Annotated in this window: 13 protein-coding genes; 1 reads left to right on the plus strand and 12 read right to left on the minus strand. The window is 61.7% G+C overall.

The window, feature by feature from the left end; genetic code table 11:
• Positions 1 to 29: 29 nt before the first annotated feature.
• Positions 30 to 842, minus strand: a complete 813-nt coding sequence (locus H9L15_RS14775; RefSeq protein ID WP_223276319.1) for a pirin family protein — start codon at positions 840 to 842, stop codon at positions 30 to 32.
• Between the two features lie 468 nt (positions 843 to 1310).
• Here H9L15_RS14775 and H9L15_RS14780 point away from each other — a divergent pair, with 468 nt between their 5' ends.
• Positions 1311 to 2156, plus strand: a complete 846-nt coding sequence (locus tag H9L15_RS14780) for an isochorismatase family protein (RefSeq protein ID WP_187714601.1) — start codon at positions 1311 to 1313, stop codon at positions 2154 to 2156.
• On the opposite strand, the gene H9L15_RS14785 is transcribed toward H9L15_RS14780, so the two are convergent.
• The 11 genes from H9L15_RS14785 to H9L15_RS14835 form a co-directional block, all read right to left on the minus strand.
• Positions 2050 to 3027, minus strand: a complete 978-nt coding sequence (locus H9L15_RS14785; RefSeq protein ID WP_262984835.1) for a TonB-dependent receptor — start codon at positions 3025 to 3027, stop codon at positions 2050 to 2052. The genes H9L15_RS14780 and H9L15_RS14785 overlap by 107 nt on opposite strands.
• Before the next feature lie 14 nt (positions 3028 to 3041).
• Positions 3042 to 3665: a TonB-dependent receptor gene (locus H9L15_RS14790; RefSeq protein ID WP_187714603.1), complete on the minus strand. Its 624-nt coding sequence runs from the start codon at positions 3663 to 3665 to the stop codon at positions 3042 to 3044.
• A complete protein-coding gene (locus tag H9L15_RS14795) occupies positions 3629 to 4360 on the minus strand; it encodes a TonB-dependent receptor plug domain-containing protein (protein ID WP_187714604.1) in 732 nt (243 codons plus the stop codon). Before H9L15_RS14795 ends, H9L15_RS14790 begins: the two co-directional genes overlap by 37 nt.
• 125 nt (positions 4361 to 4485) lie before the next feature.
• Positions 4486 to 6879: a PAS domain-containing sensor histidine kinase gene (locus H9L15_RS14800; protein WP_187714605.1), complete on the minus strand. Its 2394-nt coding sequence runs from the start codon at positions 6877 to 6879 to the stop codon at positions 4486 to 4488.
• A 465-nt stretch (positions 6880 to 7344) separates the two neighbouring features.
• The gene (locus tag H9L15_RS14805; RefSeq protein ID WP_187714606.1) at positions 7345 to 9189 is read right to left on the minus strand and encodes a UvrD-helicase domain-containing protein; all 1845 of its coding nucleotides are present in this window, start codon (positions 9187 to 9189) and stop codon (positions 7345 to 7347) included.
• Complete coding sequence (locus H9L15_RS14810) at positions 9186 to 11150, minus strand: ATP-dependent nuclease (protein ID WP_187714607.1); 1965 nt, start codon at positions 11148 to 11150, stop codon at positions 9186 to 9188. The genes H9L15_RS14805 and H9L15_RS14810 overlap by 4 nt, the downstream gene beginning before the upstream one ends.
• A gap of 146 nt (positions 11151 to 11296) precedes the next feature.
• On the minus strand, positions 11297 to 11557 hold the full coding sequence (locus tag H9L15_RS14815) for a hypothetical protein (RefSeq protein WP_187714608.1): 261 nt from the start codon (positions 11555 to 11557) through the stop codon (positions 11297 to 11299).
• 11 nt (positions 11558 to 11568) lie between these two features.
• Positions 11569 to 12150: a hypothetical protein gene (locus H9L15_RS14820; RefSeq protein WP_187714609.1), complete on the minus strand. Its 582-nt coding sequence runs from the start codon at positions 12148 to 12150 to the stop codon at positions 11569 to 11571.
• A gap of 38 nt (positions 12151 to 12188) precedes the next feature.
• Positions 12189 to 13256, minus strand: coding sequence for a beta family protein (locus tag H9L15_RS14825; RefSeq protein ID WP_187714610.1), 1068 nt, complete (start codon positions 13254 to 13256; stop codon positions 12189 to 12191).
• Positions 13257 to 13685: an ImmA/IrrE family metallo-endopeptidase gene (locus H9L15_RS14830; protein ID WP_223276320.1), complete on the minus strand. Its 429-nt coding sequence runs from the start codon at positions 13683 to 13685 to the stop codon at positions 13257 to 13259.
• Positions 13686 to 13731: 46 nt separating this feature from the next.
• Positions 13732 to 14172 (minus strand): hypothetical protein, encoded by a 441-nt coding sequence (locus H9L15_RS14835; RefSeq protein WP_187714612.1) that lies wholly within the window; start codon positions 14170 to 14172, stop codon positions 13732 to 13734.
• Positions 14173 to 14602: the final 430 nt, after the last annotated feature.

Raw genomic sequence — 14602 nt, forward strand, 5'->3', positions numbered from 1 at the left:
CGTCCGCATCTCAACTGGACGCTCGAAGCTCACCGGAAGACGGGAACGTTGCCGGAGGCCGTCCGTCGGTCGCCCGATGCCATCAGCCTGGCACCGAGTTCGGCAATCCGCCGCTCGCCTGCCGCGAGGGCTTCTGCCGTGGTGTGGACTGAATAATATCCCAGATAGAGCGGATGATCGTGCGGGATCGCAGCGCCAAGGACAAAGGTGGCTCCGGAGGTCGAGTGCGCCCGGAACGACATCGGTCCGGCCCCGTCCTCGAAAAATGCGATCTGGCCCGCAGAGACCCGTCCGCCGGCGTCAACCTCGCCTTCAGCCACTGCGAACCAGCCGACACTCTGCCCATCTTCCGGGGTAAAGGCCCATTGCTCGCCCGGAGAAAGCCGCACCTGCAGGTAGGTTATGCCCTCAGGTGCGCGGACGGGACTAACAGCGCTCGCGTGTCGGCCGAGGATCACAGTCGCCGGTCCGACCCGAGGCATGTCTCGCGCCCCGATATACTGGCTGTCGACCGTTCCATTCTCAAGCTCGGGCGGAAGCGCCAGCCAAAGCTGGAAACCGCGCGTCAGACGTGATTCCCCGGCAGCCAGTTCCTTTCCGTGCCAGACCCCGCCGCCGGCGCGCAGCCATTCGACACCGCCGTATTCGAGGGTGCCCCTTCCCGACTGCGGATCGTCATAGACCATGTCGCCTTCGGTGATCACGGTGACGGTCGCAATGCCCGAATGGGGATGCATCGACATCGACTGCTGCATAAGGCGCATGTCGGCGGCGAACAGATCAAGGAACACAAAAGGCTTGAGATGTTCACCAAGATCCGACGGACTCATCAGCCGCAGCATCTCCCGGTTCCCCGGCCGTTGCCGATGTGAACCAGGCGGCGAACGTCAGACGGCGGCTGGGCGGCGTCGGTCAGTTGTTGAGAATGCATTCTGTGCTCCGTTGCTGCGATGACATCCGAGGCGTCGACGATCGAAGTCCCGTCGGGTCCAGTCGTCAGGAAAGGTAGGTAAGGAACGGGACCCGAGAGCAGCAAGAGGGCACTCAAGCGATACCAGGTAACAAGGCGGACACCTCAGCCGACGGAGACCGGCTGCGTTCCCGGCCTTTGAAAATGATCCGCGAACAGGTTGATGCCCCGCACTTCCCTGCAGCCAGGAAGCATGATCTCGTGGACAGGCGGCATACCGGAGACTTTGGTGTCGACAATACCTTGGTGCGATGTCGGCCTCGCGTTCCGGAGACCATCTGTTCGGCAAGCCGGCGCCATCGCGCGGGCTTCGAGTGCATGCCGAGAGAGGAACATCCCGATGTCCACAACCGAAACGATCCCAGCACCCCATCCGGACCCGCGTGCCGTGTGGGACGCCTCCGATTGCGCGCTGGTGCTGATCGATTACCAGGAGAACGTACTCGACCTCATTTTCGAACAAGATCGGAGGGTCATCGAACTCAATGCACTGTCACTCGCGAAGACCGCTCTCGCTTTCGATATTCCCGTGGTGCTGAGCACTGTCGGCGTGGAGATGAAAGTGGATGGTCCGACAATCCCGTCGTTGAAAGCAGCACTCCCGGACGTCACGGAAATCGACCGGTCTTCGATGAACGCGTGGGACGATGCGGCATTCGTGCAGGCGGTGAAAGCGACCGGCCGGAAACGCTTGGTCATGGCCGGCATCGTCACCTCGACGTGCCTGGCCTTCCCTGCAGTCGATGCAATCGCCAACGGCTTCGAGGTCATGTTCGTCGAGGATGCGGTAGGCGACAGGTTCAAGCATCTTCACGACACGGCTGTCCTGCGCATGGTCCAGGCCGGCGCGATTCCCAACAGTGCACTTTCCATTATCTCGGAGTGGTTCCGCGACTGGAAGTCAACCCGCGCCGACTTTGCACGGGAACTCTATGTCCCTTATCTCGAGCAAATCGCCGCGCTGAAGCGCGATCCGGAATTCCACCGGCCGCGCGGACTGAAGTTCCCGTGGCTACATAAGGTCGCGAAGCGACCCTTGCCGGCGCTGCGCTCCGCGGGATCCGTCCGCGTGCTGGACCCTACATTCGCTGCGACAGCGCGATCCCATAAGTGGCCGGCTGGCCGACGAAGCGGGACACGGCGTTCGCGTTTGAGAATACGTTGGTCCAGTAATATTCGTTCGTGACGTTGCGCGCCCAGAGCCACGCCCGATAGCGCTCACCGATCGCAACGCCTGCCCGGAGGTCGATCAGGGTATAGGGATCGATGCGGAGCGCCGGCCTTCTGCCGACGCCGGCATACGTGCCGCTGCGATAGGTCAGCGAGCCGCCGACAAACGCGCGAACGCCCCGCCCAAGCGGAAATTCATAGTCGAGGTTGGTGATCGATTGCCACTTTGGCGAGAACGGAAAGGGCGTCCCCGACTGATTGCCGAAGTTGGTCAACCCATCGTAGCCGACGAACCTATCGATCTCGCTGTGCGTGTAGGTCGCGGCGGTATCAAGCGTCAGTCCGTCAAATGGTCGCGCGATGACCTGAACCTCGGCTCCTATCACATGGGATTTCGGGATCGAGGCCAAGGCCTCCAGCGGCCCGAACGGAGGGTCGAGCCGGGCGCTCCGCAGCTGCTTGTCGCGATAATCGTAATAAAATCCGGAGGCCGCGAGGTGGAGGCGGCGATCGAAGAACGAGCCCTTGAGTCCGGCCTCGTACGCGAGGACCGATTCCTGCCCGATCGGCTTATATTGGTTGACCGTGGAGACGGCAGCGACCGGCGACGTCCCCGCTTTGTAGCCCCGACTGGCGTTGGCATAGACGAGCAGGCCCGGCCTTGCCGTCCAGTTCAGGCCGAACCGCCACGAGAGACTATTCTCGTTAAGCTTGTTGTGCACATTGTCGACCGGCTGCAGGTCGTTGGCCGGATCAAGGACATAGCAGTCCCCGACTTGGGTGAGGGGCTGCCGGCCACGCCGGAACAGGTTCCAGAATCGCGCGAAGTGATCGGTCACGGCAAGCGCGCAACTGTCGAAGGTCCGACGGTCGATTGTGAAGCGCAAGGCGCCCTCCGCCGTCAGCCTGCTCGACAAGGCATATTCGACCCGCCGAACGCGGCGTAGGTCTGGACGCGGGTGCGGTTGCGCAGCTGGTTGGCGTCGACATAAGCGAGCGGGTCGACAGCCTGGAACAGATGCGAGGAGTCGACGTCGCGAAAAAGCTGGCGAGGTGCATCGGAGATGCGGTCACGCGTATAATTGAGACCCGCCAACCAATTGAGACGGCCCTCATGTCCGGCGAGCCTGAACTCCTGGAAGAAGGATGAGACCTTTCCTGCCTTGTCGATCACTTCGTTGAGGCTGAACGGCGTTCCGTTGGGATCCTGGGCATAAGCAAGATGGAAGCGCCCAAAGGAGGTCAGCGAGGTCAGCGTCAGCCGATCCCCAAGCTCATAGTCGCTGCGCCAGCGGGTGTGGAAGAGATTGGTATTGCCCGCATAGGAAATGCGCTCGCCAGTATCGGCCCGGTACAGGTTCCAGTCGGCCGAGCGTGGCCTTTCAATGACCGGAAAGGTCAAGAGGCCTGGAACCGCTAGCGCCGGCCGCGGCGGAACGGCAGCGATGAACTGGCCGGCAGGCCTTTCCGAACCGTCATGTGTGAAGGTTAGGACGAGGCGGCTCGATAACCGGTCGCTCGCCATCCACTCCAGGGTCGCCCGTCCCTGATATTCCTCGATGCCCCGAGCCGGTCATCGGGCCGGGTGATGCTCTTTTGCCAGCCGTCGCCCCAGCGCGCCTGGACCGCCACACGTGCCGTCAGTCCCTTTGCCAGCGGTCCGGAGACAAAGCCGCCGACCTGGAGTCGGTCGAAGCGGCCGAAGGTCAGATCAGCGCCCGAGTGAAGCACCGATGACGGCGCGGAGGCGATATAATTGATCGCGCCCCCGGTGGCATTCTGGCCGAACAACGTGCCCTGTGGCCCTTTCAGGACTTCGACCCGCTCGAGGTCGAACGCCGCCAGCCTGGTCATTGCCGGATACGGCAGCGGCGCCTCGTCGACATACACGGTGACCGCCGGCGGGGTGGACAGGTCGCTGTTGAAGAACCCAACGCCGCGTAGCGTGAACGACGTGGAAGCGAAGGTGCTGTCCTGAAGGGTCAGCCCTGGAACGAGCCGCGGCAGGTCGGCAACCGCATCGATGCCCCGCAACCGGAGAGGGTCTTTGGTTGCGACGGTGATCGACATGCCGACACTATCGTCAGTCTGCTTTCGCTTCTGGGCAGTGACGATGATCTCGTCTCGATCGGGGGTGCGCGCCTCCTGGGCGGATGCGGGCGTGGCGGCCAATGCCCCTGCTGCAACTTCACTCAAGATGAGCAGACCAACTCTAACCATGCCGACGCGCCCTCCGGCTTTGGCTAGGCAGCGGTGATCGGCAAGCCAACTGCACTTTAGTATCGGTTCTGGAGCCGCCCTGAGAGGACCCTGGTCCAGCGCGGGGCCGTGGTGGCTAGTGGAGTTCAGGAGCCTGCGCCGTCCAGGGCGGGCGCCGATCCCTCCAAGGTTTCGGCGCTTTGGGGGATCGCGAAGGAAAAGGTCGCGCCCTCCCCTTCATTGGGCACTGCCCAGAGCCGCCCGCCGTGGCTTTCAACGATCGAGCGGCTGACGGATAGGCCGATGCCCATGCCGGTGGGCTTGGTCGTGAAGAACGGGCGGAAGACGTCTTCCGGGCTGTCACCCCCAAGGCCGATCCCGACATCCTGAACACTGAGGATAATGCCCCCCGAGCCGTCGCGATCGGTCCTGATCGTCAGCGCGCGTTCCCGTCCCTCGACGCCGGACATCGCCTCCGCGGCATTGGTGATCATATTGAGGATCACCTGCTGCAACTGCACGCGGTCGGCGGGGATTGGCGGCAGATCCGCGCTGAACTCGGTCCGAACGATGACCCTCTTGCGCTGAAGGTCAGCGGAGAGCAGCGCGACGACTTCGGCCGCGGCGTCGTTGATATCGACACTGTCGCTCCGCTCGGTCTTCTTCGAATAGAGCTTGCGCAAGCGGGCAACGATATCGGCCGCCCGGCGACCGTCGCGGATCGTGCGCTGCACGGTCTCGAGCGCGGTATCGATCCTGGGCGGATCGGCGGCAAGCATCCGCAGGCATGTGTTGGCGTTGGTGATGATGCCCGACAAGGGCTGGTTGATTTCGTGCGCGATCGACGCCGTCAGCGCGCTGAAGCTCAGGACCCGGGTGACGTGCGCAAGCTCGGACCGGACCTCGTGCAGTCCTTCCTCGGCCTGCTTTCGCAAGGTGACGTCCTGGACGGCACCGAAGCACTCGGTGCGCCCGTCATCATGCCGCACAATGCGCCCGAACACGCTCACATGTTTCACTCGATCGCTCGGCATCACGAGACGGATCTCATATTCGGGATTGTCTGAGCCGGAGCGGATTTCCGCCATCCTCGCCGCAAGCAGGGCTTGGTCCTCAGGATGCACACGGGCGGCGATGTCGTCGAGGGTCACGACATCGCCCGGCCGGAATTCGAAGATGCGGTAGAGTTCTGCGGAGAAGGTAAGCTCGTCCGAGTCGACTTGCCAGGAGAAGCTGCCGGTAGCGCTGATGCGCTGACCCTCGGCAAGGAAGGTCTCGCTCCGCTGCAGCGCCGCCTCGGCCAGTTTCCGGTCCTCGATATCGGTGTTGACGCCGTACCATTTGACGATGTCGCCGGCCTCGTCGCGGAGCGCGTCGACGCGGAACAGGAACCAGCGATATTGGCCGTCATGACGCCGGATCCGCGCCTCGGCCTCCCCGCCTTGCCCGCGCGATCTGAATCCGGTCCATGCGGCCGTCAGTGACGGAAGATCGTCAGGATGGATAAAGCTGATCCACTGCCATTCCAGCAGGCGCTCAAGTGGCTGTCCGACATAGTCGAGATAATGCTGGTTGAGGAAATCCGTGCTGCCGTCCGGGCGGGCTGACCAAGCCAGCGCCGGAATGGTGTCGATGGTCAGCCGCAGATTGCGCTCGCTGGCTTCAAGCTCGCGTTCCGCGCGCTTGCGGTCGTCGACCTCGACAAGCAGGCTGTACCAGCGAACGAGGCGGCCTTCGTCGTCGCGGTGCGGACGTCCAACCACCTGGAACCAGCGATACACGCCGTCGAAGCAGCGCGCCCGGGCCTCGTACATGTAGGGCTCGCCGGTGATCATGGCCTCGCGGAAGACGGCGATCGCGCGATCCTTGTCGTCGGGGTGCGCCGGCCCCTTGCTTGCCCAGGCTTCGGCGGAGTCCCGGTCGATATCGAGATAATCGTAGAAGCGCTGGTTGCCCCCTTCGAACCGCCCGTCTGCGGAAAAGGTGCAGACCAGGCCAGGCAGGCTGTCGAGGGTCAGGCGCAAGTCGATCTCGCTCGCGCGGAGCGCTTCCTCGGCGCGTTTGCGGTCGTCGATGTCGGTCAGCAGCCCGTACCAGCGGATGATCTCCCCGTCCGGCCGGCGGAGCGGATGCCCGCGCACCTGGAACCAGCGAAAGGCGCCATCGAAGCGCCGGAACCGCGTTTCGAAGTCGTAGGGTTCACCGGACGCGAGGGATTTGGTGAAGCAGGCGATGCAATGCTCGAGATCGTCGGGATGCGTCGTGCCGTTGGTCGCCCACCGCCCGATCTCCTCGAGCGGTTCCCGGAAATAATCGAGAAGCTGCTGGTTGCCGCTGATGAGCTCGCCAGCCGGCGAGAAGATACAGATCATGCCGGCAAGACTTTGGATGATCAGGCGGAGTTCGCGCTCGCTTGCACGCAGCGCATCCCCGCTGCGCTCTTCATTCGCATCGAGCAGGCTGTAGACATCGCCGGTTCCGCCAAGCGCAAAGTCTGCGAACTCGCCTGTTGCCGGTTCTTCGCCCGCCACGATACCCATGCCCTCCACAACAGCCGATCAGCAATGAGACCGCATGAGCAGATCGTCAGCCGGTTGCCGATGAGGTCCATAATGTTCAGGTCTAAGGCAAATTTTGCAAGCGCGACGCTGAGCAGCGGGCTGCTGGTCAAGTTTTGGCGACCGCCACCCGCAGCTAAGAAATATGCTGAGAATAGTCCGCTTACGTCTCGAGTTTGGCACCCTAGGCACGGTGCGAAGCTGAAGTTAGCCGCTTAGCGGCACACAGACTTCCCAATGATTTGAGTGCCCATCATTGTTATGTCCGGTGCGCCACTTACTCAGATCCCCAGAACACCGTGATTCTTCGCTCTCACCCGACAAGATGAAGATGGGCGTTGGTTGTTGGCCGTTCGGAGAAATTCTGCCTTCGGTCGCTTTCGGCCCGTTGCACACACTCGGCTACTCACTGCTACGTCGTGCGAGCTGAAGTCAACCATCGCGTCATCAAACAAAAAAGACGCGCGGAAGTAGGTCGCCAAGCAGCTCTTCGAGCCATTCGATCGGTTGGCCGCGACCGCGGCAATACGTGAAGAAGGCGCGCTGCTTCGCGCGGGTCAGAGCCACGAAAAAGGCCTTAAGTTCTTCCTCGGCGCCTGGCTGCAGGCTGCGCCACGATCGGGAGTCCAGGCCGAAAAAGATGACGGTGTGGAACTCAAGGCCCTTGCTTTTATGGACCGTCATCAGCGGCACCTGACCAATACCTTCGAAACGGTCGAGCACTTCATTCCATGTCCCGCCGAGTTCGGCGGATTCCTCCAGCAGCAGCAGAAAGCCCTCGAGAACTCGCTCGAAGTCGGCATCACGCTGATAGGAAGGCGTGGCTCTACGAATGAGCGGCTCACCAATTTCGCGCAGCGCCAGTCGGCCTACGCCGCGCACGTTGGCGGCGGCGTCGGGAGCCTGTCGCCCCATCCGGACCCGGAGCCTTTTCGAGATTTCTTCCACCCTCGCGATCGCCCGTTCCTGGGCGATCTCGTCCTCCCCGTCCGGAGATTCGAGCCATTGCAGGACGGATCGCGCAGCCGCCCATGCATCGGCATTCCGCCGAGCCGCACCCAGCCGAAGGAAGGGTAGCAGGCTCTGCGTCAGCTCTTCGGCAAGCAGATCCTGGATCGCGATCGTCCCGACATTTCGCGCAACGTTGCGGAGAATCAGGCCGTGCCTCGTGAAGGCAGGTGCGAGCTCGTCCTCAACATTATTGGCGAGCATCCGGACCAAGATTGCGACGTCGTGCGGCTCGACCGAGCCGCCCTCGACCTTGCCCGCGATCCATTCCGCGAGGCCTTCGACTTCATCCTCGCGAGTCGGGAATTCCCAAATCGCCGCGATCGTGCCGTCGACAGTTCTACGACCGCGCGCAATGGCGTGCTCGACTGCCGGATCGATCCGAGTGGCCACGGCGTGCTGGATGGCGACCAGATCCTCATGCGAGCGCCAGTTGGATTGAAGCGCAGTGCATCGGGCACGAAAATCGGCGGTGAAACGAACGAAGGCCGCGTCCATCGCGCCCGCCCATCCCATGATCTTTTGCTTGTCATCGCCGACGGCCGTGAACACGCTATCGCTGCGGCCAAATGCCGTGCGAACGAGGTCGTACTGCGCTGTGGTCGTGTCTTGGAATTCGTCGAGGAATACATAAGGGTAGGTACTGATCAGGGCCTGGCGGATGCCGGGATTCGTTCGAAGCATATAGTCGACGAGGCGATTGATCATCGCGAACGTCAGATAGGCCCTGTCGAAATGCTCGTACTGGTCGCGCCAGTAGGGGCCGAGGATTTCGCGGGCACGCTCGTTCTCAACTTCCACGATCGGTAGAGGGCATTCGGCGACGGCGCGTCCGAGACGATCAGCCGCCACCCCGAAGCTGTGTCGCCGAATGAAGTCATTGCGTTCGTCCCGCGTGTCCATCGCGATGGCATAATTTGCCGGAGGTCGGAAATCCTCCGGAACGGCCTCGCGGAACTGGTCGAGCATATGCTTGGTGAATCCATCGAAGGTCATCGACACGAATCGCCGGGCCTGATCCGGTGCGCACCGCGCCACGATCCGGTCGGAGAGGTTGCGCGCAGCATCTCGCTTGAAGCTGATCGCAAGGATGCGTTTCGGCGCCGGACAGAGACCCGTCTCCAGTAGATAACTTCCCTTTTGGGCGAGAAATTCCGTCTTCCCGGCGCCTGCCCCTGCGGTCACGCAAACGCTTCGCTCCACCTCGCGGAGCGCCTCCCAGGCGCGCGGCTCGAGATCGTCGATCCCCTGCGGCCGCCACTCCTCAGGAGCGACGAGCGTCACTGGTCGAGCGTCTCGCGAACTCTTGTTAGGAGAGCCTTTAGCTCGGGCGGGGCGCCACTCCGCAGCCTTCGGTTCGACATACCGGCCAGCGCCCGAAGGTGTGCTTCGGGCTTACTCTCGCCGAGAAAGAGGTACGGGTACCAACGAAACCGGCTGTCCCATGAGTCGTCGTACAATTCCGGATTGCCGCCCGTCTTGAGCGTAGCGTCCTTGGCGCGCTCGGCTGCTCGTTCGCCCGTCTGCGGGCCACGTCCACCAGCTCGCGCGATCATATATTCGTCGTCGAACTTGCACAGCATCACGAAGTCGAGGTCGATCGGCGACGAGAAGAACACGTTTTCATCCTGAAGCGCCTTCAGCCAAACGTGATCCTGATCCTCCTCGAGAAGCTCCGCATCGTCGATGTCGGCTACGTTGTCGGGATCGATTTCCTCCGAGAGGACGGCCGCATTGTGCGACAGGTCGTTACCAATCCGGCGGAGTTGACCCACGATGGCCGCGATCACGGCAGCACCGCCATGAGCACGGCCGAGATCAAGGTCGAGGAGCGTCGCAAAGGGAATGTCGAGATCGTTCAGGAGCCGCCAGAAATAGCGCACGAACCGCCCACCGAGCGGAACGATCGGAACAAATGACCGGTCGAGCGGGAAGCCCATCGCCTCCGCAAGGCGAGGCAAAACGATCGCTTCGGACTCGCCTTCCGCAAGGATCACGAAACGCGCAAAATAGAGCTCCGGATAGGAGCGAACCGCAAGGCGGATGTAGCTGCGCGCTTCGCTACCCTCGGGCGGAAGGGTCAGCGCCCGGACCGATGATGCCCCAGTGTCGAGGTTGATGCGAGTATGACGTACCTCCTCCGGCTCGATGCGACTGAGGATGCTAGCGCTATGGCTCGATATCATCGATTGCGCCCCCTGCATCTCGCCGATGCTCCTCGCTTGACCCATGATCTTCGAGAGGAAGAACGGCGATAAGCTGTTCTCCGGCTCCTCGATTGCGAGCAGGGTCAGGTAGGTTCGCTTGAGCCGTTGTTGGTCGAATGCCGAGTCCTCGGCGTTGGCAGCAAGAGCGTCCCTTTCCATCTCGAGCGTGGCCGCGGTCAGGGCGATATGGAACAGGGATCGCTGACCGTCGCTCAGGTCTTCGAGGCGCCTCGGCTGTTCGGTATGATCGGGCAGGAAGTGGAACTCCGCGCGGCGCAGTAGGGCGTCGATCTTGTTCTCAATCAGCCGGAGAACTGGGCGCGCGTGGGTGTCCGCCTGTCGGACTTCGGCCCAGCGTCGCTCAAGGCGCTCAGAGACGAACTCGACCGGATCCTCGTCGGCAAACTGCGCCTGAAGCCTGTTGCCAGCATCTAGCGTGACCTCCGCCAAGCGTTCGGACCATTGCGCCGCCCGCCAAAGCCGGCTCTTCAGGAGTCCGGTGACCTGGTCGACCGCATTGCGGGTAGCGGGAACGTAGACGAGCTGGACGAAAGCGCGCTCGACCGGCTGCACTCGCGGGCATTCGTCCCAGTCGTACTCATCGCGGAGCGTTCGGACCCAGCGAACCTCCTCGGTGATTGTGCCTTCCGGAGTCGCATCGTCTTCCCATGTCGCCTGAAGCCTGATTCGCGCCTTGAGCGGAGCGCCCTCCTCGGTTGCGCACATGTGTTGGAAGACGTCCGGAACAGCATCTTCCTCTTCGCCCTCGTCGAGCTCCGGGAATGAGAGGACGCAGTCGATTGCAAGCACGGCGCCATCGGCAATCTCTGCGTCGTCGGCGGCTATATGGAAATCCGACTTCCGGACAGCGCGCTGCGCGGTAGACGTTCCGAACAGTCTGGCGAGCGCGTGGAAGACTGCCGTCTTGCCGGAGCCGTTAGGCCCGATCAGGGCCGTGACAGTTGGCTCAAACGGAATGGTGACACCATCCGGTCCGAAGCAGCGGAAACCCTCGATGGTCAGTCGTTCGATCTTCACGTCAAAGCCCTCGCGCGGAGACCCTTCACAGTGTCGCGCGAGCAGAGCAACTGAAGAAGTCTGACTCGTTCATGCACTCCGCGATTCCCAGGAGTGCAATGGCCTGCGCCTCACAACCAAATCGAGGCATGTAGGTGGCAGCATGGCTAGGCGTTCCAGTTGTGCACTAGGGTCCAACAAGCACTCACGCCGCGCATCGCATGGGGTCCGTAGGTCTCGTAGGCGACGTCATACACTTCGGACATTCGGCTGCTCGTTAGGTTTTCCGCGAACTCCCGAAGTGCATTTCTCGCCACGCGTTCTTCGGGGCCGGACGGGTCGGCCTTCTGGTAATCCTCCGCGAGTTGCCGAAGCTCTTTCGCTTGCCGTTGCAGCTCGCGGTGACGGATCGTTGCTTCACCGACCATCGTTCGTGCTCCTACTTGTATCCGCGACCAATGCGATCGACCTGCGTAGCCTCCATCGCTTGCCTCTTCCGCTGTTCATTGATGATCCAACCAGCCGCCATGCCGGCTACAAAAATCACCATCCCGATGCCCTTGCTGATTAGGAAGAAGGCCAGCGTGCCCACCACAAGTCCAGCCACGCCGATACTATCTCCTAGCTTGCGATCGTAACGCATGTCCGCGCTATCACCGAGGACAGTGCTGCCAGCTTCCGCGAGCTTCCTGAAGTCGCTTTCCGGATCGAGCCGCCCTGCCGCCACTTCCCGCGCTGTTATCCGATCGAGCATGACAGGGTTGATCATATCGCCTTCCATGGCTTCGACGTTGAGGAAGAGCTGGTATTCGCCTTCGCCGATGCGCTGAATCTCGGCTGCGATCTCTGGCGGGAAGCAATGTTCGGCGACTGCGATCAGGTTCCGGTGCGCTTCGAGCACCGTCACATATTCTTCCTGTGTGCGCGCTTCCTTGTTCAGCCGCGCAATCTCTTGCTGGAAGGCTCGCCAGTCGCCGCCCTGGGCCATGCGTTCGTGAAGCGAAGCGACCTCAGGGTTCATGTTATGCCTCCCCCTAACAACCTACCGGGTGTGACTGATCAGATGTCGACGAATGGCTCTTCTGTATCCCCGATCGCATCCGGCTCACCGAAGAATGCTTGTCGGTGCATGTGAATGTTGATGCGTGCGGCCGCTGCGACCGCCGGACTCCCAATCGCTCCCGGTAGTTCGTTCGCAGTGGTTTCGATGACGTATGTTCCCCAAATGCCTAGATCGCCCGGCCACACGGCATCGGCAATGACCCTCCGCGCAATCGCCGCGTAGGTCTCCGGGGTTGCCGAGCCGCCGTCCTGTCGAAACGACACCCACTCGGTGGTCGTGGGCACGTCCAGTCGGGGAATGTTCTTCATCGGAGCCGGGCCCGACCGCGGTCGAGTGCTGCCCCAGTCGCCGTAAGTCAGGTGCGCCGCGTTATGGCGGCGAACGAGGTTACTGTAGAGCGAGCGTTCCTTCATAGGGATCACTCCGCGAGCGCCGATGTTCCTGAAGGAGTCCGGGAAGCTGCTGCCACCGACAACCAGTTCGGCTTCGGGCTTCCCGTCTGTGATGCGCTCGATAATTTGCGAAGCCCACAGCTCCCTTCCGAGCAAATCATTCGACCATCCGGCATCCACGAAAAACGTCACGTCCTCGAAGCGCTGAAGCACCTCATCTACAGCCGTGAGCGGATTGATGATCGCGCCGTGTTCAAGGTGCACAACCAAGCCGCGGTCCAAGTTGTTAATGTGCGCGGTCTGTGCGTCCAGCTCTAGCAGGTTGCCACCTAGTATTCGCAGCACTGGGATAGCCGAAGGTATCGACCGCAGTACTTCGTAGTAGTTGGTGAAGCCATCGTTGGGGTCGAACAGCGCGTCGAATTGCGCTGCAGCTTCCTTGCCGCTGGACATTCCTTGGCGCGCGCGATCGAGATCCAGCGCGAACCGACGCCCGCCCATCGCTTCGACGATCTTTTCCCAAGTTCGGCTGAGCTCTTTGGCATTCGGCCACGGTGCGGCGAGAATGAGAGGGAAAATGCGATCCTTCGTTGTCGCCGGCAACTGGAACAGCGCCTTGATCTCCGCGACCCTCGTTTGGAGGATGGGACAATAAGCGATGTTCTGAAGCATTCAGAGCTTTCTACGCGACCCCAACCTTACCTTCATAGCAGGCACGGAAACTCTGAAAATAGCCGCAAGCTCTTCCGCAACACTATCGGAGCGGACACCGCCCAGTCGTCTTAGTTCTTTCGAGACTTCATTGGCCGGCATTATGATCTCTGCCGCTAGCCTGTTGGCTTCAGTTTCCTTTCGCGAAGTGAGGCTCGATCGATACATAATGCTGTCCACAACGCCCGCGCCAATGTCGCCACGATGAAGCAGGTAATGGGCCACTTCGTGAGCTACTGTGAAGCGTTGTCGCTCCGGAACTTCGTATTTGTTCACCTTGATTTCAAAGCCCGCAGGCGCATCGGCCGAAGGCTGGATTAGACCCGAGATTTTCGGCGGGAGCGGCGCGCGCACAACCTTGAGGCCGAGTTCTTCGGCCAGCTCACCCACCTTTACTGGATACGTGGTAAGGTATCGCCGCGCGATCGCGGCCTTATCAGCGTCCACGCGGCTCCAAAGAGCAGCCGTCATTCTTCTCCGTCTTCCTTATTTTCTTCATCGTCCTCGGCCCGACGACCGGAATAATGCCTTCGTAGATGATCTCCGTCGCTCGCGTTTCCAGCATCTGGTAGAGCGGCCGACCTTCCTTGAAGCCCTCGTTCAAAAACTCTTCGGTGCGCTGATGCACTCGACCCTGAATTGCGTTCCAACCGATGACGCCGAACACAGCCAGGAATATCGCGAGCACCGTCATGAGCAGCGACACGGCCGTCAGCATGATCGAGATGAAGTCAGCGTAGGACAAGGAATAGCTGCTTGTGCCAAAGTTTCGAGTGAGCGCCCCACCGAGAACGCCGGACACGAGGCAGAGCACGGCGACACCTAGCGCCTTCAGCCACCAACCCGAGTTCGGCGCTTGTGAGTTCGACTGTGTCACCCGTTAACCCCGGAACATTATAAGAACATATAGGTCCACGCGTCGGTGCGTCAACGTCCCCGTTCCACCTTCTGAAACATTCGAGATGGGCCTGTCTACCTAGCGAAGTTCGCCTCGATTGCGCGCCTGTTGCGTCAGAGATCGGCACCAAGCTCGCGCAAGCCGCATTTTTCTGGTCTGTGGCTCTTTGATCTTGCGGCCAGCAATCGTGAGCTCGGATGCGGGCTATTCCAGCTCGCTCAAGCGGCCTCTTCCATCTCCCTTTTGGGCGTTACTGGGCGGACGCTCGGCGTGTCAGGTGCCTCGCTCTCAACCGAATGTAAGGCGATTCTGGCGAGGTGGCGCACCGGACAGGATTCGAACTTCGGCCCCTTTTTGCCTGACGGCGAAGCGGGGGCATTCACCCCACGAGCGCACGCGGCTGCCCGCT

The organism is Sphingomonas daechungensis (genome assembly GCF_014489495.1).
Classification (GTDB): Bacteria; Pseudomonadota; Alphaproteobacteria; order Sphingomonadales; family Sphingomonadaceae; genus Sphingomicrobium; species Sphingomicrobium daechungense.